Origin of the sequence: Pseudomonas sp. Ag1, from assembly GCF_000278565.1 — a bacterium.
In the GTDB taxonomy this organism is placed as follows: Bacteria; Pseudomonadota; Gammaproteobacteria; order Pseudomonadales; family Pseudomonadaceae; genus Aquipseudomonas.
Genome location: NZ_AKVH01000113.1, coordinates 92,260 through 110,795 on the forward strand (window position 1 = coordinate 92,260; position 18,536 = coordinate 110,795).

Genomic DNA, 18,536 nt, shown 5'->3' on the forward strand with positions numbered 1-18,536 from the left:
TGTTTCAATATATTTGACATAACGGCAGCAAACGCCCTTGCGATGTTCATTTTAATAAACATAGACTTTGAGCTCTCCAACCGCAGGCCAGACGGGACACGCCCATGAACATCCAGAATATCGTCGACTTCAGCCAGGCCAGGACCGAGCCTGATCGCTACCGTCCGGCTGCGGAGAAAATCCTCAAGGGCGACCCGGAGCAAACCGTCTACAACCACTACAACAGTCCGTGCGGCCAGATGAGCGCCGGGGTCTGGGAAGGTGAAGTCGGACAATGGAAGGTCAACTACACCGAGCATGAGTATTGCGAGATCGTGCAGGGTGTTTCGGTGTTGCGCGATGCCGACGGCAACGCCAAGACCTTGCGGGCCGGTGATCGCTTCGTCATTCCGGCCGGCTTCAGCGGCACCTGGGAAGTGCTGGAACCCTGCCGCAAGATCTACGTGGTGTTCGAAGAAAAGGCCTGATCAATTATCAGGCACAAAAAAAAGCCCGCATCGTGAGATACGGGCTTTTTTTCACAAGAAAGAAAACCAATTACTTGATTTTGCCTTCTTTGTAGATCACGTGCTTGCGAACGCGCGGGTCGAACATTTTCTTTTCGAGCTTGTCCGGGGTAGTACGCTTGTTCTTGTCGGTAGTGTAGAAGTGACCAGTACCGGCGCTAGAGATCATTCGAATCAATTCACGCATGATTTAGCTCCTTAGATTTTGCCGTCGCGGCGCAGTTCGGCCAGCACGACAGTGATGCCGCGCTTGTCGATAACACGCATGCCTTTGGCAGATACGCGCAGACGAACAAAACGTTTCTCTTCTTCAACCCAAAAGCGGTGATGCTGCAGGTTTGGCAGGAAACGACGACGGGTTTTGTTGTTTGCGTGGGAAATGTTATTCCCAGTCACCGGACCCTTACCGGTAACTTGACAGACTCTCGACATGCCTCAGCCCTCTAAAACCACATGCCCAACCCGGCATGGGTTGGCCGCTTAATCTCTCAGTCATTTGGCGCCAGGCGCCGCGTTTCTTTAGGGTCTTACCGGCTACACCTACTAGCGAAGGAACCGGGCCCCTAGAAAAGAGCGCTGCTTTATACCAGAAAGACCCCAGTGCAACAACAGGCCGTGTACTTTTATACGCGTAAATCCAGGCCATGGACGCCTGAACCGTTGCCAGGGTGGGCCGCTATAGAAGCTAACCGCTCGTCGCACAGAATGATTTACAGCGCCCGCGCGCACTGCAAAGTGCTCGGCAAAACGACCTGAGGCGCCATCAAAACAGTATTTGCGGCAAAAGCACAGGCAAAAATGGGCTAGTCATTTGTCAATCAGCCCACTACGGTAGGACTTTTCCAGACTGCACTCGCAGATGGGCCTTCGATCTGCAAAGGAAACCGAATATGCGCCTCGCTGCCCTACCGCTATTGCTAGCCCCTCTTTTTATTGCTGCACACGCCCAGGCGGCCACTACCCTGAGCGTCTGCACCGAAGCCAGCCCCGAAGGCTTCGACGTGGTGCAATACAACTCGCTGACCACCACCAACGCCTCGGCAGACGTATTGATGAACCGCCTGGTGGACTTCGACGCCACCAGCGGCAAGCTGGTCCCGAGCCTCGCGGACAGCTGGGAAGTGTCGCCGGACGGCCTCACCTACACCTTCAAGCTGCACCCGGACGTTAAATTCCACCGCACTGACTACTTCACGCCAAGCCGCAGCCTGACCGCCGAAGACGTGCGCTTCAGCTTCGAGCGCATGCTCGACCCGGCCAACCCCTGGCACAAGATCGCCCAGAGCGGCTTCCCCCACGCCCAGTCGCTGCAGTTGCCCACGCTGATCAAGAAGATCGACGCCCTCGACCCGCTGACCGTGCGCTTCACCCTGGACCACGCCGATTCGACCTTCCTCGCCGCCTTGAGCATGGGCTTTGCCTCGATCTACCCGGCGGAATATGCCGACAAACTGCTCAAGGCCGGCACCCCGGAGAAGCTCAACAGCCAGCCTATCGGCACCGGGCCGTTCATTTTCGGGCGCTTCCAGAAGGACGCGACGATTCGCTACAAGGCCAACCCGGATTACTTCGCCGGCAAGCCTGCGGTAGATAACCTGATCTTTGCGATCACCCCGGACGCCAACGTGCGCCTGCAGAGACTGCGTCGCGACGAGTGCCAGATCGCCTTGTCGCCCAAGCCCCTGGATATTGATGCCGCCCAGAAAGACGCCGACCTGAAGATCGAGAAAACCGCGGCCTTCATGACCGCGTTTGTCGCCATCAACAGCCAGCATCCGCCACTGGACAAGCCGGAAGTTCGCCAGGCGATCAACCTGGCCTTCGACAAGGCCAGCTATCTGAAGGCCGTATTCGAAGGCACCGCCGAAGCCGCCAACGGCCCTTACCCACCCAATACCTGGAGCTATGCCAAGGACCTGCCGGGCTATCCGCAGGACATTGCCAAGGCCAAGCAACTGCTGGATCGCGCCGGGCTCAAGGATGGCTTCAAGACCACGATCTGGACCCGGCCGTCGGGCAGCCTGCTGAACCCCAACCCCAGCCTGGGCGCACAACTGCTGCAGGCGGACCTGGCCAAGGTCGGCATCCAGGCTGAAATCCGTGTGATCGAGTGGGGCGAACTGATCCGCCGCGCCAAGGCCGGCGAGCACGACTTGCTGTTCATGGGCTGGGCCGGTGACAACGGCGACCCGGATAACTTCCTGACGCCGCAGTTCTCCTGCGCGGCCGTGAAGTCCGGCACCAACTTCGCCCGCTACTGCGACCCGGCGCTGGACAAGCTGATCAGCGCCGGCAAGACCACTAGCGAACAAGGTGTGCGCAGCAAGCTGTACCAGCAGGCACAGGCGCAGATCCAGCAGCAGGCGCTCTGGCTGCCACTGGCGCACCCGACCGCGTTTGCGCTGACCCGCAAGAATGTCGAGGGGTATCAGGTGAGCCCGTTCGGGCGCCAGGATTACTCCAAGGTCAGCGTCAAGCCCTGACCCCTGCCAGGGGCTGGCATGCCAGCCCCTACATCCACCCAAATTCCGCCATCGACAGCGGGTCACCCTCCCCCACAATGATGTGGTCCAGCACACGCACGTCCACCATCTCCAGCGCCTTTTGCAGCACCTTGGTCAATTTTCGATCAGCGATGCTGGGCTCGGGGCTGCCGGAAGGATGGTTGTGGCACAGGATCAGCGCCGCGGCGTTGTAGTCCAGCGCGCGCTTCACCACTTGTCGCGGGTAGACGATGGCGTTGTCGATGGTGCCTTGAAACAGCTTTTCGAAGCCCAGCACTCGATGCTTGGCGTCGAGAAACAGGCAGCCGAATATCTCGTGAGGCTCGTGGCGCAGCAGTGCCTTGAGGTAGTCGCGCACGGCCTCCGGGCTTTCCAGCACCGAATCGTTGCGCAGGCGTTCGGCCAAATGACGGCGCGCCATCTCCAGTACGGCTTGAAGCTGGGCGAACTTCGCCGGCCCCAACCCCAAATGCTGGCTGAACACCGGCTGCCTCGCCTCCATCAGCGCCCGCAGGCTGCCAAATTGCGCCAGCAGATGGCGCGCTAGGTCCACGGCACTCCTGCCTGACACCCCGGTGCGCAGGAAAATCGCCAGCAATTCCGCGTCGGAAAGGTTCTCCGCTCCCAGCTCCAACAGCTTCTCCCGCGGACGCTCTGCCGCAGGCCAATCGCGAATACTCATGGCACCTCCGTGTGCATGTGCGCCGCTGTTGCATGGCGGACGCTGTGGTATCTTAGGCCATCTTTTTGCGTGCGATTTCACCTGGGGAGGGGGCATCGCAACGCCATCACTGAACTGGAAAGGCAAGCCAATGCAGCGTCTGTATCGGAAACGCATCGTTCTCGGCGTCGGCGGCGGCATTGCCGCCTACAAGAGCGCAGAGCTGGTTCGCAGGCTTCTCGACCAAGGCGCCGAAGTGCGCGTGGTCATGACCCGTGGCGGCAGTGAATTCATCACCCCGTTGACCATGCAGGCCTTGTCCGGCCACCCGGTTCACCTCGACCTGCTGGACCCTGCGGCCGAAGCCGCCATGGGCCACATCGAGCTGGCCAAGTGGGCCGACCTGGTGCTGATCGCCCCGGCCACCGCCGACCTGATCGCCCGCCTGGCCCAAGGCATTGCCGACGACCTGCTGACCACCCTGGTACTGGCCACCGACGCCACCGTCGCGATCGCCCCGGCCATGAACCAGGCCATGTGGCGCGACCCGGCCACCCAGGCCAACACCCAACTCCTGCAAAGCCGCGGCCTTAAGGTTTTCGGCCCGGCCTCCGGCAGCCAGGCCTGCGGCGACGTGGGCATGGGCCGCATGCTCGAAGCCACCGACCTGGCCCACTGCGCCGCCGACTGCTTCCAGCACCTGGCCCTGACCGGCAAGCACGTGCTGATCACCGCCGGCCCGACCCAGGAAAACATCGACCCGGTGCGCTACATCACCAACCATAGCTCAGGAAAAATGGGCTTTGCCCTGGCGGAAGCGGCGGTCGAGGCAGGCGCCCGTGTGACGTTGATCACCGGCCCGGTGCATCTGCCGACCCCGGATCGCGTCACCCGAATCGACGTAGTCAGCGCCCGCGACATGCTGGCGGCCTGTGAAGCGGCGATTCCCTGCGACCTGTTCATCGCTTCGGCTGCGGTAGCGGACTACCGCCCCGAGGTGGTTGCACCGCAGAAACTCAAGAAAGACCCTACAAGCGGCGACGGCCTGCTCCTGCAAATGGTCCGTAACCCGGACATCCTGGCGACCATCGCCACCCGTGAGGACCGCCCGTTCAGCGTCGGTTTTGCCGCCGAAACCGAGCATTTGCTGGACTATGCCGCACGCAAATTGAAAGACAAAAACCTCGACCTGATTGTCGCCAACGATGTCGCCAACCCGAGCATCGGCTTCAACAGTGAGGAAAATGCCATCAGCGTGATCGACCGCGAGTTGCACGCTACCGTTTTCGCCCAGACCAGCAAGGGCAAGATTGCCCGCCAACTGATCTCTTTTATCGCCCAACGGCTGAACCAGGTTTAATTTCCATGCACGCTTTGCAAGCCAAGATCCTCGACCCCCGCATCGGCAACGAATTCCCGCTGCCGGCCTACGCCACTCCAGGCTCCGCCGGCCTCGACCTGCGTGCCATGCTCAAGCAGGACACCGTGCTTGAGCCAGGCCAGACCATTCTGATTCCGACCGGCCTGTCGATCTACGTGGGCGACCCGGGCCTGGCGGCGCTGATCCTGCCGCGCTCCGGCCTGGGCCACAAACACGGCATCGTCCTCGGCAACCTGGTGGGGCTGATCGACTCGGACTACCAGGGCGAGTTGATGGTGTCCTGCTGGAACCGTGGCCAGACCGCGTTCAATATCGCCGTAGGCGAGCGCATTGCCCAACTCGTGCTGGTACCGGTGGTGCAGGCGCACTTCGAGCTGGTCGAAGAGTTCGACGAAACACAACGCGGCGCAGGTGGCTTCGGGCATTCCGGCAGCCACTGACTAAGCTGAATTGACTTAGCCGAACAAGCCGGGTGCCTCACCCGGCCTGATGCCAACGCATGGCCTTTCAGGATGAAGAATGCGCGGAACTTACCAGCAAGGTTTCCCCAGTGAAATCAGGGCATTAAGGGGGCAAAAGGGCGGAGCTTCGGCGCCGATGGCACTTTTGCACCACGAACTCTATGCCAAAAACGCCGTCTTACCCTTCAGTTTGAGCCTGCCGGTCAGCACCCTTGAGGCCAGCCCAGCCCCTTATCGATGGAGTTCCCCCCCGCAATGAGCAACCCAGCCCGAGTCGCCCCGACATTTCCCGACAGCATTTTCCGCGCCTATGACATTCGTGGCGTGGTCCCCAAGACCCTGACCGCCGAGACCGCCTACTGGATCGGCCGCGCCATTGGCTCCCAGAGCCTGGCACAGGGCGAGCCCAACGTTTCCGTAGGCCGTGATGGCCGCCTGTCCGGCCCCGAGCTGGTCGAGCAACTGATCCAGGGCCTGGCCGACAGCGATTGCCACGTCAGCGACGTGGGCCTGGTGCCGACGCCTGCGCTGTACTACGCAGCCAACGTACTGGCCGGCAAGTCGGGCGTGATGCTCACCGGCAGCCATAACCCGTCGGACTACAACGGCTTCAAGATCGTCATCGCTGGCGATACCCTCGCCAACGAACAGATCCAGGCCCTGCACACCCGCCTGAAGACCAACGACCTGACCAGCGGCGAAGGCAGCGTCACCAAAGTCGACATCCTGCAGCGCTACTCTGACCAAATCACCGGCGACGTCAAACTCGCGCGCCGCCTCAAAGTGGTGGTGGACTGCGGCAATGGCGCGGCCGGCGTGATCGCCCCGCAACTGCTCGAAGCCCTGAACTGCGAAGTGATCCCACTGTTCTGTGACGTAGACGGCAACTTCCCGAACCATCACCCGGATCCAGGCAAGCCCGAGAACCTGGTGGACCTGATCGCCAAGGTCAAGGAGACAGGGGCTGACGTCGGCCTGGCCTTCGACGGTGACGGCGACCGCGTTGGCGTGGTGACGGACACCGGCGAAAACGTGTTTGCGGACCGCCTGCTGATGCTGTTTGCCCGCGACGTGGTTGCGCGCAACCCAGGTGCCGAAATTATCTTCGACGTGAAGTGCACCCGCCGCCTCACACCGCTGATCAAGGAATACGGCGGTCGCCCGCTAATGTGGAAGACTGGCCACTCGTTGATCAAAAAGAAAATGAAAGAAACCGGCGCGCTGTTGGCCGGCGAAATGAGCGGCCATGTGTTCTTCAAGGAGCGCTGGTTCGGCTTTGACGACGGCATTTACAGCGCCGCTCGTCTGCTGGAGATCCTCAGCAAGGAAAAATCGACCGCGCAGGAGCTGTTCCAGACCTTCCCGAATGATATTTCTACGCCAGAGATCAATATCCATGTGACCGAGGAGAGCAAATTCAGCATCATTGACGCACTGCACGATGCGCAATGGGGCGAAGGCGCCGACCTGACCAGCATTGATGGTGTGCGAGTCGATTACGCCAAAGGCTGGGGCCTGGTTCGCGCATCCAACACCACACCGGTGCTGGTGCTGCGTTTCGAGGCGGATACCGAGGCTGAGTTGCAGCGCATCAAGGACGTGTTCCACGCCCAGTTGAAACGTGTTGCCCCTGATCTCCAATTACCGTTCTGATTTTTTACCGGAGCCCTGAATGACCCTCGAACGCGAAGCCGCCGCCAATACCGCCAAGGTCCTTTCCGAAGCGTTGCCTTACATTCGACGCTACGTCGGCAAGACGCTGGTGATCAAGTACGGCGGCAATGCCATGGAAAGCGACGAGCTGAAAACCGGCTTTGCCCGCGACATCGTGTTGATGAAAGCCGTCGGGATCAACCCGGTGGTAGTACACGGTGGCGGCCCGCAAATCGGTGACCTGCTCAAGCGCCTGTCCATCGAGAGTCACTTCATCGACGGCATGCGTGTGACCGACGCCCAGACCATGGACGTGGTGGAGATGGTCCTGGGCGGCCAGGTGAACAAAGACATCGTCAACCTGATCAACCGCCATGGCGGCAGCGCCATCGGCCTGACCGGCAAGGACGCCGAACTGATCCGGGCGAAGAAGCTCACCGTGACCCGCAAGACCCCGGAGATGACCCAGCCGGAAATCATCGACATCGGCCAGGTGGGCGAAGTGATCGGCATCAACACCGACCTGCTGAACCTGCTGGTGAAAGGCGATTTCATTCCGGTGATCGCGCCGATCGGTGTCGGTGCCAACGGTGAGTCCTACAACATCAACGCTGACCTCGTGGCCGGCAAGGTGGCCGAGGCGCTGAAGGCCGAGAAGCTGATGCTGCTCACCAACATCGCCGGCTTGATGGACAAGGAAGGCAAGGTCTTGACCGGCCTGACGACCCAGCAAGTGGACGACCTGATCGCCGACGGCACCATCTACGGCGGCATGCTGCCGAAGATCCGCTGCGCGCTGGAAGCGGTGCAAGGCGGCGTTGGCAGCTCGTTGATCCTGGATGGCCGGGTGCCGAATGCGATCCTGCTGGAAATCTTCACCGATACCGGTGTGGGTACCCTGATCAGCAACCGCAAGCGCCCCTAAGCGCTGGTAAACAAAAAGGCCCCGTTCAATTCGATTGAACGGGGCCTTTTCTATGTACTCGGTCTAAAAATGTGGGAGCGGGCTTGCTCGCGAAAGCGGCGGGTCAGTCGACACATATATCAACTGACAAGCCGTATTCGCGAGCAAGCCCGCTCCCACATGGATCTTCTAAACGCCGAACTGCTCGCGATAGGCCTTGACCGCCGGCAAATGCTGCTTGAGCTGCGGGTCGTCTTCCAGGAACTGCAACACCTGGTTCAGGGACACGATGCTCACCACCGGAATCGCGAAATCACGTTCCACTTCCTGGATCGCCGACAATTCACCGTTGCCGCGCTCCTGGCGGTTCAGCGCGATCAACACGCCGGCCGCCTTGGCGCCGTCCTGTGAAGCGATGATCTGCATCACTTCGCGAATCGCCGTACCGGCAGTGATCACGTCGTCGATGATCAGCACGTCGCCCTTGAGCGGCGCACCCACCAGGCTACCGCCTTCGCCGTGGGCCTTGGCTTCCTTGCGGTTGAAGCACCAAGGCAAATCCAGCTCGTGATGTTCAGCCAACGCCACGGCGGTCGCGGCCGCCAGGGGGATGCCTTTGTAGGCAGGGCCGAACAGCACGTCGAAGGAAATGCCGCTTTCAACGATGGCGGCCGCATAGAAACGACCCAGCTGCGCCAGGGCAGAACCCGAGTTGAAAAGGCCGGCATTGAAGAAGTAAGGGCTGGTGCGCCCGGACTTCAAAGTGAACTCACCGAAGCGCAATACGCCGCGATCGATGGCAAAACGAATAAAATCGCGTTGATACGCCTGCATGAAAAAAGCCTCAGATACCACGGATTTAGCTAATTAGGTAGACGGCGTGTATCATACACGCACGCGATTTTTGGGGCCATTTATGCGGATCATCAGTGTGAACGTCAATGGTATTCAGGCTGCAGTCGAGCGTGGTTTGCTCAGTTGGCTGCAAGCCCAGAATGCCGACGTCATCTGCCTGCAGGACACCCGCGCCTCCGCCTTTGAACTGGACGACCCAGCCTTCCAACTGGATGGCTACTTCCTTTATGCCTGTGATGCCGAAGTTCCCGCCCAAGGCGGCGTGGCTTTGTATTCGCGGTTGCAACCCAAGGCGGTCATCAGCGGCCTCGGCTTCGAGACAGCCGACCGCTACGGGCGCTACCTGCAAGCCGATTTCGATAAGGTCAGCATTGCGACCTTGCTGCTTCCATCAGGGCAGAATGGCGATGAAGACTTGAACCAGAAGTTCAAGCTAATGGACGACTTCGCCCGTTATCTGGATAAACAGCGACGCAAACGTCGCGAGTACATTTACTGTGGCTCGCTGTACGTGGCGCAACAGAAGCTGGATATCAAGAACTGGCGCGACAGCCAGCAATCCCCGGGCTTCCTGGCGCCGGAACGGGCCTGGATGGACGAGATTGTCGGCAACATGGGCTATGTCGATGCCCTGCGGGAAGTCAGCCGCGAAGGCGACCAGTACAGCTGGTGGCCGGATAACGAACAGGCCGAGATGCTCAACCTCGGCTGGCGTTTTGACTACCAGCTGCTGACGCCAGGCTTGCGTCGCTTCGTGCGCAGCGCACGTCTGCCACGCCAGCCGCGCTTCTCGCAGCACGCGCCGCTGATCGTGGACTACGACTGGACCTTGACCATCTAAGGTCTTTTTCCAGGCACAAAAAAACCGACATCACTGTCGGTTTTTTTGTGGGCGGTGGTTATTTGATCAACCGCAACGTCCACGGATAACGATAAGCCACGCCCTTGTTGGCCTTGATGCCCGCAATGATCGTCATCACCACCGCGCCGATCACCAGCACAGTCATCAACACGAAGCCGATCACGATAAAACCCAGCAGGAAGCAGACCGCCCAGGCAATGCCCACGGTGATCTGGAAATTCAGCGCTTCCTTGCCCTGGTCATCAATGAACGGGTCTGCATCCTTCTTCACCTGCCAAAGAATCAAGGGCCCCAGCAGGCTGCCGAACGGGAACATCAGCCCGAAGAACGCCGCAAAATGACAGAGCATCGCCCACTGGCGAACTTCCTTGGACGGTGTCGGCAGTGGAAGTTGGCTGTCACTCATGGCGTCGCTCCTTGGGATTGAATCAGTCGGCCAATGCGGCGTTCTGCAGTTCGAAGATTTCGGTCATGCCCTTCTGGGCCAGGGCCAGCATGGCATTCAGGTCCGCCGGCTGGAATGGCGCGCCTTCGGCGGTGCCCTGCACTTCGATGAAACCACCGGTGCTGGTCATCACCACGTTCAGGTCGGTCTCGGCAGCCGAATCTTCAAGATAGTCCAGATCCAGCACCGGCTCGCCCTGATACATGCCGACCGATACAGCCGCGATCATCTGCTTGAGCGGATCGCCGCCTTTCAGGCCGCCACGTTTCTTGATGACCTTGAGCGCGTCGACCAGGGCAACCATGGCGCCGGTGATGGAGGCAGTACGGGTGCCACCGTCGGCCTGGATCACGTCGCAGTCGACGTACAGGGTCACGTCGCCCAGCTTGGACATGTCCAGGGCTGCACGCAGGGAGCGACCGATCAGGCGCTGGATTTCCAGGGTGCGCCCGCCTTGCTTGCCACGGCTGGCTTCACGCTGGTTACGCTCGCCGGTGGCGCGCGGCAGCATGCCGTATTCGGCGGTCAACCAACCCTGGCCCTGGCCCTTGAGGAAACGCGGCACGCCGTTTTCGACGCTGACGGTGCAGATAACCTTGGTATCGCCAAACTCGACCAGTACAGATCCCTCGGCGTGTTTGGTGTAGTTGCGGGTGATGCGGATCGAGCGGAGCTGATCGGCAGCGCGACCACTTGGACGTTTCATAGGGGATACCTGTACGGAGGACGAAAAACTGCCGAGCATTATAGAGCCGCCAGCCCTGATCGGCACGGCTAAAAAATCCTGTTACAAACCCGGGCACCGAAGCCACTGTTTGGGGCCACCCGTCCCCTTGAGCTACAATCCTGCGCCTTCGCAGCCTGTCGGCTTCAATCTACCCATCAGCCCGCCTGTTTGCGGGACTGCATCGCGAGGTACCTCCATGGTGCACAGCATGACCGCCTTCGCCCGCGTCGAAAAAGCCGGCGTCCAAGGCACCCTGAGCTGGGAATTGCGCTCGGTCAACAGCCGCTACCTGGAGCCGCACCTGCGCCTGCCGGAATCGTTTCGCGACCTCGAAGGCGCGGTCCGCGAAGCGCTGCGCCAGGGCATTTCCCGCGGCAAGCTGGAATGTACCCTGCGCTTTACCGAGGAAACCACCGGCAAGCCGTTGCAGGTGGATCGCGAGCGCGCCGCCCAATTGGTCGCCGCCGCCGAAACCATCGCCGGCCTGATCAAGCAGCCTGCCGCCATCAACCCGCTGGAAGTCCTGGCCTGGCCCGGCGTGCTGGTGGCCGATGCCACTGACCCACAGGCGTTGAACGCCGAGGCGCTGGCCCTGTTCAACCAGGGCTTGAAAGAACTCAAGGCCGGCCGCGAGCGTGAAGGGGCCGAACTGGCCCGCCTGATCAGCGACCGCCTGACCTCCATTGAAGAAGACGTGGTGACCCTGCGCGAACTGGTGCCGCAGATGCTTGCCACCCAGCGCCAGAAGGTCCTGGACCGCTTCGCCGACATGCAGGCCGAACTGGATCCGGTGCGCCTGGAGCAAGAGATGGTCCTGCTGGCGCAAAAAAGCGACGTGGCCGAAGAACTCGACCGCCTGAGCACCCACATCCTGGAAGTGCGCCGCGTGCTCAAGTCTGCCGGTGCCGCCGGTCGGCGCCTGGACTTCCTGATGCAGGAACTCAACCGCGAAGCCAATACACTGGGCTCCAAAGCCTTTGATCCGCGCAGTACCCAGGCGGCGGTCAACCTCAAAGTGTTGATCGAGCAAATGCGCGAACAAGTACAGAATATCGAGTAAGGCACCCTGACATGACCCACAGCACCGGCACCCTGTACATCATTTCCGCCCCATCGGGCGCGGGCAAAAGCAGCCTGGTCAAGGCCCTGACCGACGCTGACGAGCAGATCCGCATCTCGGTATCCCACACCACCCGCGCCATGCGCCCGGGTGAAGTGAACGGCGTGCACTACCACTTCGTCGAGCGCACCGAGTTCGTCAAGATGATCGAGCACGGTGATTTCCTGGAGCGCGCCGAGGTCTTCGGCAACCTCTACGGCACCTCGCAAAGCCACCTGCAGCAGACCCTGGACGAAGGCCACGACCTGATCCTGGAAATCGACTGGCAGGGCGCCGAGCAAGTGCGCCAGTTGATGCCCAAAGCCCGCTCGATCTTCATCCTGCCGCCTTCGCTGGAAGCATTGCACCAGCGCCTGACCAATCGTGGCCAGGACAGCGACGAGATCATCGAAGGTCGCATGCGTGAAGCCGTCAGTGAAATGAGCCACTACGTCGACTACGACTACCTGATCATCAACGACGATTTCGGTCACGCGCTGGACGATCTGAAAGCGATTTTCCGCGCCAATCAGCTCCAGCAAAAGCGTCAGCAGCAGCGTTTCGGCAAATTATTGGCCGAACTGCTCGGCTGATTGGCTCTTCCCAAAACCGCTGCAGGGGCTTTACATTGGCACTTGTAGCGCGTTTGCGATGGCCTGCGAAAAATCAGCGCTTCCCTAAACGCTGGTGATTTTTTAAACTGTTCAGTCCGCTCGCCCAACCGGGCAGCGCGCATATTGCATTCGCTCCGAGGAATACCATGGCCCGCGTAACCGTTGAAGACTGCCTAGAACACGTGGATAACCGCTTTGAGCTGGTCATGCTCTCTACCAAGCGTGCCCGTCAACTGGCCACTGGCGGCAAAGAGCCCCTGGTCCAGTGGGAAAACGACAAGCCTACCGTTGTAGCCCTGCGTGAAATCGCTGAAGGCCTGATGAGCTACGAGTTCATCGCCAACGCCGAAATCGTTGAAGACGAACCGCTGTTTGCAGCGTTCGAGGACGAGTCCAACGAGGCCGTCTAAGCCTATGCCTGGTCGACGTAGCACGGCGCGGGGTCACAGCCAACGGCAGGAGTTAATACTTTGCCGAGCATAGACGCCCTCGCCGATCGCTTATCGACCTACCTCGGCCCAGACCAGGTCAACCTGGTCCGCCGAGCGTATTTCTACGCCGAACAAGCCCACGACGGCCAACGCCGCCGCAGTGGCGAGGCGTATGTCACGCATCCTCTTGCCGTGGCCAATATTCTTGCCGACATGCACATGGACCATCAGAGCCTGATGGCCGCGATGCTGCATGACGTGATCGAAGACACCGGCATTGCCAAGGAAGCGCTCAGTGCGCAATTTGGCGAAACCGTGGCCGAACTGGTCGACGGGGTCAGCAAACTGACCCAGATGAACTTCGAGACCAAGGCCGAAGCCCAGGCGGAAAACTTCCAGAAGATGGCCATGGCCATGGCCCGGGACATCCGGGTGATCCTGGTCAAGCTGGCCGACCGGCTGCACAACATGCGCACGCTGGAAGTGCTGTCCGGTGAAAAACGCCGGCGCATCGCCAAGGAAACCCTGGAAATCTACGCGCCCATCGCCAACCGGCTGGGCATGCACGCCATTCGTATCGAGTTCGAAGACCTCGGCTTCAAGGCCATGCACCCGATGCGTTCCGCGCGCATCTACCAGGCAGTGAAACGCGCCCGGGGCAATCGCAAGGAAATCGTCAACAAGATCGAAGAATCCCTGAGCCATTGCCTGGCGATCGATGAGATCGAGGGCGAGGTCAGCGGCCGGCAGAAACACATCTACGGCATCTACAAGAAGATGCGCGGCAAGCGCCGGGCCTTCAACGAGATCATGGACGTGTACGCGTTCCGGATCATCGTCGACAAGGTCGATACCTGCTACCGCGTGCTGGGTGCTGTACATAATTTGTACAAGCCCCTGCCGGGACGCTTCAAGGATTACATCGCGATTCCCAAGGCCAACGGCTATCAGTCGCTGCATACCACGCTGTTCGGTATGCACGGGGTGCCGATCGAGATCCAGATCCGCACCCGCGAAATGGAAGAGATGGCCAACAACGGCATCGCCGCCCATTGGCTGTACAAATCCACCGGCGACGAGCAGCCAAAAGGCACCCATGCCCGCGCCCGCCAGTGGGTCAAGGGCGTGCTGGAAATGCAGCAACGTGCCGGCAACTCCCTGGAATTTATCGAAAGCGTGAAGATCGACCTGTTCCCGGACGAGGTCTACGTGTTCACGCCCAAAGGCCGGATCATGGAGCTGCCCAAAGGCTCCACGGCGGTCGACTTTGCCTACGCGGTGCACACCGACGTGGGTAACAGCTGCATAGCCTGTCGGATCAATCGTCGACTGGCCCCGCTGTCGGAACCGCTGCAAAGCGGCTCCACGGTGGAGATCGTCAGCGCACCGGGCGCGCGCCCGAACCCGGCCTGGCTCAACTTTGTGGTCACCGGCAAGGCTCGCACCCACATCCGTCATGCCCTGAAACTGCAACGCCGTTCCGAGTCCATCAGCCTGGGCGAACGCCTGCTGAACAAGGTGCTCAACGGCTTCGACAGTTCCCTGGACAAGATCCCGGCCGAACGCGTGCAGGCGATGTTGCATGAGTACCGCCAGGAACTGATCGAAGACTTGCTGGAAGACATCGGCCTGGGCAACCGCATGGCCTATGTGGTCGCGCGCCGCCTGCTGGGCGAAGGCGAACAGTTGCCAAGCCCCGAAGGCCCGCTGGCGATTCGCGGCACCGAAGGCCTGGTGCTCAGCTACGCCAAGTGCTGCACGCCGATCCCTGGCGACCCGATTGTCGGCCACCTGTCCGCCGGCAAAGGCATGGTGGTGCACCTGGACAACTGCCGCAATATCAGTGAAATCCGCCACAACCCCGAGAAATGCATCCAGCTTTCGTGGGCAAAGGATGTCACTGGCGAATTCAACGTCGAGCTGCGGGTCGAGCTGGAACACCAACGCGGCCTGATCGCCCTGCTGGCCAGCAGCGTGAACGCGGCCGACGGCAATATCGAGAAAATCAGCATGGACGAACGCGATGGCCGCATCAGCGTGGTCCAACTGGTGGTCAGCGTGCACGACCGCGTGCACCTGGCCCGCGTGATCAAGAAACTGCGCGCCCTGACCGGGGTCATCCGCATCACCCGCATGCGCGCCTAGCCCATCCATTACAAGGAGTCATTCATGACCAAGACTGTTATCACCAGCGACAAGGCACCAGCAGCAATCGGTACTTATTCCCAGGCGATCAAGGCGGGCAATACCGTCTACATGTCCGGCCAGATTCCACTGGACCCAAAAACCATGGAGCTGGTTGAAGGCTTTGAAGCCCAGACCATCCAGGTCTTCGAAAACCTGAAGTCGGTTGCCGAAGCTGCGGGCGGTTCGTTCAAGGACATCGTCAAACTGAACATCTTCCTCACCGACCTGAGCCACTTCGCCAAGGTCAACGAGATCATGGGCAAGTACTTCGAACAGCCGTACCCAGCCCGCGCCGCCATCGGCGTTGCCGCCCTGCCAAAGGGCGCGCAGGTTGAGATGGACGCCATTCTGGTCATCGAGTAAAACATCCGGCGCAGCGCTTCCACGGGAAGGCTGCGCCGAATTGGTTCTTGGAAGGATTTCGTAATGCGCAAAGCGCTCGTTGCCTCTTCGTTGCTCGCCCTGTTGCTCGGCGGCTGCGCCAGCAATCCCGCCGACCTGGATGTGAGCGGCACCTGGATCAACCAGGCCGCCATCGACGCGGCAGCCAAGGGCGGCCCTTTGCGTGAAGCCCTGCAGAGCTATGGTCCGAACCTCGAATGGGAGGTGAACACCAAAGCGTCCCAGGCCCGCTACTACAACGGCTTTGAAGTAGCTGAAGGCAAATTGCTGGGTGAAAAATCCGGCGCCTGGAGTGTCGATTTCTACGGCAGCTCCGCCACTGAACTCAAGCGTAAAGGCAAGCTGCTGCTGCAAGGGGCCAATGATAACGAGCCCGAGCAACTGTTCGCCCGTGCCAAGGATCCAGCCCCCGAAGGCGCGCCACTGGGTGCCAACTTCGAACGCACCCTGTACGCCGCCTACATGGGCGGCACCTGGAAAATCAGCAGCGGCACTGGCGAAGGCGCCACCGTACAGTTCCAGGCCAATGGCCAGGTGACCGGCTTGCCCGGCGCCGATCAGTACTCGCTGTGCTTGGCGGGCGATTGCGCCTCCATGAGCGGCGGCTACGACAGTATCTGGCTACAGTTGAACGGCCAGGGCAACCCGTGGATCTTTGCGCGCAAGGGCAAGCAACTGGAGATCTTCCAGGCGATCAACACCGCCCAGGCCGACGAGGTACCCTCGTTTACCCCCGGGCCACGACAGTGGTTGCTGGAAAAACAGTGACGCAAAAAAGGAGCCCTCAGGCTCCTTTTTCTTCACGCCGCGATCAACCCTCCAGGATCGCCGCATACCCTTCGCGATAACTCGGATAACGCGGCACCCAGCCCAACGCCTTGGCCCGGGCGTTGCTGCACTGCTTGCTACCGGCGCGTCGCACGCTGGCGTTCTCGGCCCATTCGGTCACGCCAAGGTACTCGCGCAACCAGGCAACCACCTCGGCCAGCGGGGCCGGAGCATCGTCAACGCCGATGTAGCACTTATCCAGCACACCCCCCTGCTCCACGTGCTGCAGCAAAAACGCCAGCAAACCCGCCGCGTCATCCGCGTGAATCCGGTTGCCATATAAAGGCGGATCAATCGCCACGCGATAGCCTTGGCGCACTTGGCTCAACAACCACTCCCGACCTGGACCATAAATCCCGGTAAGGCGCACGACACTGGCGGGAATGCCGCTATCCAACGCCACTTGCTCGGCTTCCAGCATGACTTGGCCGGAATAACCGCCTGCCTTGGTCTCGGAGCTTTCGTCGACCCACTCACCGTTCTGCTGCCCATACACACTGCTGCTGGACACAAACAGCAGGTGCTTGGGCTCCTGGCCGTAGTCGTTCAGCCACTCCAGCACATGCCGCAACCCTTGCACGTATGCCGCACGATAACCCGCCTCGTCGTGATCGGTGGCGGCCGCGCAATACACCAGGTAATCCACCCCGCCCACCGGCCAGGTATCGGGGCAGTCTTCATTGAACAGGTCGCCGGCAATCCCGATAACGCCCTTGGGAAGGCGCGAAATATCCCGCCGCAGGCCATGAACCTCCCAGCCCTGGGCCAGCAATTGGGTGGCCAGACGGCTACCGACATCGCCGCAACCGGCAATCACCACAGAAGGCGCAGACATCACAAAACTCCGTTCTTAAAGGTCAAGGTTAGCCCCCGCAGATGACCAGCGGCCAGCAAAACGACAAATAAAGTAACTGTATTACTTCTGTTAACAAGAATTACTTGCAATAATAACCGCCCATTTGTCCTCGACCCGTTACGGTCTGGAAGGACGCTCACTCATTTTTTTCTCTCAGGTCCGGCCAGCATGACACGCAATACATCCCCCGCTTCGCCAACCAAGCCTCACAGCCCATCCCGCGCCTGGCGTGCGATTGCTGCAGTGCTGTTCAGCGTCCTGCTGGCACCGACCGCCGCGTTCGCCGACAACACCGCGCCGGCCGCCCCGCCTGCAGCGAGCGCGCCAGCTACAGAGCAAAGCGCTCCTGCGCCAGCCGCCGCACCGGCCGCGACCGACCCGGCCCTGGCCGCCGAAGGCGCACCGGCTGACGAATCCGGCGTCGTGCTGGAAGAAGACAACAGCCTGGGCATGGCCCACGACCTGTCGCCGTGGGGCATGTACCAGAACGCTGACATCATCGTGAAGATCGTGATGATCGGCCTGGCCATCGCTTCGATCATCACCTGGACCATCTGGATCGCCAAGGGCTTCGAACTGCTGGGCGCCAAGCGTCGCCTGCGCACTGAAATCGTCCACCTGAAAAAAGCCACCACCCTGAAAGAAGCCAGCGAAAGCGCGGCGAAGAAGGGCACCCTGGCGCACCTGCTGGTTCACGACGCACTCGAAGAGATGCGCCTGTCTGCCAACACCCGTGAAAAGGAAGGCATCAAGGAACGCGTGAGTTTCCGTCTTGAGCGCCTGGTTGCCGCCTGCGGTCGCAACATGAGCAACGGCACCGGCGTGCTGGCCACCATCGGTTCCACCGCGCCCTTCGTCGGCCTGTTCGGTACCGTGTGGGGCATCATGAACAGCTTCATCGGCATCGCCAAAACCCAGACCACCAACCTCGCCGTCGTGGCTCCCGGCATCGCCGAAGCCCTGCTGGCAACCGCACTGGGCCTGGTTGCCGCGATTCCTGCGGTGGTGATCTACAACGTCTTCGCCCGTTCGATCGCCGGCTACAAGGCGCAGGTGTCGGACGCTTCGGCAGAAGTCCTGTTGCTGGTCAGCCGTGACCTCGATCACCTGCCTACCGAGCGCAGCTCGCAACCGCATATGGTGAAAGTGGGGTAATCGGC

The 18,536-nt window shown here is 60.7% G+C and carries 20 protein-coding genes and 1 pseudogene; 14 read left to right on the forward strand and 7 right to left on the reverse strand.

Features of this window, described 5'->3' with window-relative positions; genetic code table 11:
* Positions 1–104 precede the first annotated feature (104 nt).
* A complete protein-coding gene (locus A462_RS01380; RefSeq protein ID WP_003213261.1) occupies positions 105–467 on the forward strand; it encodes a cupin domain-containing protein in 363 nt (120 codons plus the stop codon).
* Positions 468–537: 70 nt separating this feature from the next.
* Here the strand turns inward: A462_RS01380 and rpmG are convergent, their stop codons facing one another.
* A complete protein-coding gene (gene rpmG, locus A462_RS01375) occupies positions 538–693 on the reverse strand; it encodes a 50S ribosomal protein L33 (protein ID WP_003176906.1) in 156 nt (51 codons plus the stop codon).
* Positions 694–704: 11 nt separating this feature from the next.
* On the reverse strand, positions 705–938 hold the full coding sequence (gene rpmB, locus A462_RS01370) for a 50S ribosomal protein L28 (protein WP_003213263.1): 234 nt from the start codon (positions 936–938) through the stop codon (positions 705–707).
* Positions 939–1,396: 458 nt separating this feature from the next.
* Here rpmB and A462_RS01365 point away from each other — a divergent pair, with 458 nt between their 5' ends.
* Positions 1,397–2,989: an ABC transporter substrate-binding protein gene (locus A462_RS01365; protein WP_008439424.1), complete on the forward strand. Its 1,593-nt coding sequence runs from the start codon at positions 1,397–1,399 to the stop codon at positions 2,987–2,989.
* Positions 2,990–3,017: 28 nt separating this feature from the next.
* Here A462_RS01365 and radC read toward each other — a convergent pair whose 3' ends face one another.
* Positions 3,018–3,692, reverse strand: coding sequence for a RadC family protein (gene radC / locus A462_RS01360; RefSeq protein ID WP_003213267.1), 675 nt, complete (start codon positions 3,690–3,692; stop codon positions 3,018–3,020).
* Between the two features lie 130 nt (positions 3,693–3,822).
* On the opposite strand from radC, the gene coaBC reads away from it, so the two are divergent.
* The 4 genes and pseudogenes from coaBC (at position 3,823) to argB (ending at position 8,091) form a co-directional block, all read left to right on the forward strand.
* Positions 3,823–5,031: a bifunctional phosphopantothenoylcysteine decarboxylase/phosphopantothenate--cysteine ligase CoaBC gene (gene coaBC / locus A462_RS01355; protein ID WP_008439425.1), complete on the forward strand. Its 1,209-nt coding sequence runs from the start codon at positions 3,823–3,825 to the stop codon at positions 5,029–5,031.
* Positions 5,032–5,036: 5 nt separating this feature from the next.
* On the forward strand, positions 5,037–5,492 hold the full coding sequence (dut, locus tag A462_RS01350) for a dUTP diphosphatase (RefSeq protein ID WP_003213270.1): 456 nt from the start codon (positions 5,037–5,039) through the stop codon (positions 5,490–5,492).
* Between the two features lie 252 nt (positions 5,493–5,744).
* Positions 5,745–7,166: pseudogene (locus A462_RS01345) on the forward strand (phosphomannomutase/phosphoglucomutase); the annotation flags it as partial.
* A 19-nt stretch (positions 7,167–7,185) separates the two neighbouring features.
* The gene (argB, locus tag A462_RS01340; protein ID WP_003213275.1) at positions 7,186–8,091 is read left to right on the forward strand and encodes an acetylglutamate kinase; all 906 of its coding nucleotides are present in this window, start codon (positions 7,186–7,188) and stop codon (positions 8,089–8,091) included.
* A gap of 168 nt (positions 8,092–8,259) precedes the next feature.
* Here the strand turns inward: argB and pyrE are convergent, their stop codons facing one another.
* Positions 8,260–8,904 carry an orotate phosphoribosyltransferase gene (gene pyrE / locus A462_RS01335; RefSeq protein WP_003213276.1) on the reverse strand — a complete coding sequence of 215 codons (645 nt, stop codon included), beginning with the start codon at positions 8,902–8,904 and terminating at the stop codon, positions 8,260–8,262.
* A gap of 82 nt (positions 8,905–8,986) precedes the next feature.
* On the opposite strand from pyrE, the gene A462_RS01330 reads away from it, so the two are divergent.
* Entirely contained in the window at positions 8,987–9,766 is a 780-nt protein-coding gene (locus tag A462_RS01330) for an exodeoxyribonuclease III (protein ID WP_003176915.1), read from the forward strand.
* Positions 9,767–9,824: 58 nt separating this feature from the next.
* Here the strand turns inward: A462_RS01330 and A462_RS01325 are convergent, their stop codons facing one another.
* Entirely contained in the window at positions 9,825–10,193 is a 369-nt protein-coding gene (locus A462_RS01325) for a DUF4870 domain-containing protein (protein WP_003213278.1), read from the reverse strand.
* A gap of 22 nt (positions 10,194–10,215) precedes the next feature.
* Complete coding sequence (gene rph, locus A462_RS01320; RefSeq protein WP_003213280.1) at positions 10,216–10,938, reverse strand: ribonuclease PH; 723 nt, start codon at positions 10,936–10,938, stop codon at positions 10,216–10,218.
* 217 nt (positions 10,939–11,155) lie between these two features.
* Between rph and A462_RS01315 the strand changes: the two genes are divergently transcribed.
* The 6 genes from A462_RS01315 to A462_RS01290 all read left to right on the forward strand — a co-directional run bounded on the left by A462_RS01315 (position 11,156) and on the right by A462_RS01290 (position 16,460).
* A complete protein-coding gene (locus tag A462_RS01315; RefSeq protein ID WP_008439430.1) occupies positions 11,156–12,019 on the forward strand; it encodes a YicC/YloC family endoribonuclease in 864 nt (287 codons plus the stop codon).
* Positions 12,020–12,030: 11 nt separating this feature from the next.
* A complete protein-coding gene (gmk, locus tag A462_RS01310) occupies positions 12,031–12,651 on the forward strand; it encodes a guanylate kinase (protein WP_008439434.1) in 621 nt (206 codons plus the stop codon).
* A gap of 167 nt (positions 12,652–12,818) precedes the next feature.
* Complete coding sequence (rpoZ, locus tag A462_RS01305) at positions 12,819–13,082, forward strand: DNA-directed RNA polymerase subunit omega (RefSeq protein WP_003176920.1); 264 nt, start codon at positions 12,819–12,821, stop codon at positions 13,080–13,082.
* Between the two features lie 60 nt (positions 13,083–13,142).
* Complete coding sequence (gene spoT, locus A462_RS01300; protein ID WP_008439435.1) at positions 13,143–15,248, forward strand: bifunctional GTP diphosphokinase/guanosine-3',5'-bis pyrophosphate 3'-pyrophosphohydrolase; 2,106 nt, start codon at positions 13,143–13,145, stop codon at positions 15,246–15,248.
* A gap of 24 nt (positions 15,249–15,272) precedes the next feature.
* The gene (locus tag A462_RS01295) at positions 15,273–15,653 is read left to right on the forward strand and encodes a RidA family protein (RefSeq protein WP_003213288.1); all 381 of its coding nucleotides are present in this window, start codon (positions 15,273–15,275) and stop codon (positions 15,651–15,653) included.
* 63 nt (positions 15,654–15,716) lie between these two features.
* On the forward strand, positions 15,717–16,460 hold the full coding sequence (locus A462_RS01290; RefSeq protein ID WP_003213290.1) for a hypothetical protein: 744 nt from the start codon (positions 15,717–15,719) through the stop codon (positions 16,458–16,460).
* Positions 16,461–16,503: 43 nt separating this feature from the next.
* Here the strand turns inward: A462_RS01290 and A462_RS01285 are convergent, their stop codons facing one another.
* Positions 16,504–17,355, reverse strand: coding sequence for an SDR family oxidoreductase (locus tag A462_RS01285; RefSeq protein ID WP_008439436.1), 852 nt, complete (start codon positions 17,353–17,355; stop codon positions 16,504–16,506).
* Between the two features lie 189 nt (positions 17,356–17,544).
* Between A462_RS01285 and exbB the strand changes: the two genes are divergently transcribed.
* A complete protein-coding gene (exbB, locus tag A462_RS01280) occupies positions 17,545–18,531 on the forward strand; it encodes a tonB-system energizer ExbB (protein WP_032899904.1) in 987 nt (328 codons plus the stop codon).
* Positions 18,532–18,536: the final 5 nt, after the last annotated feature.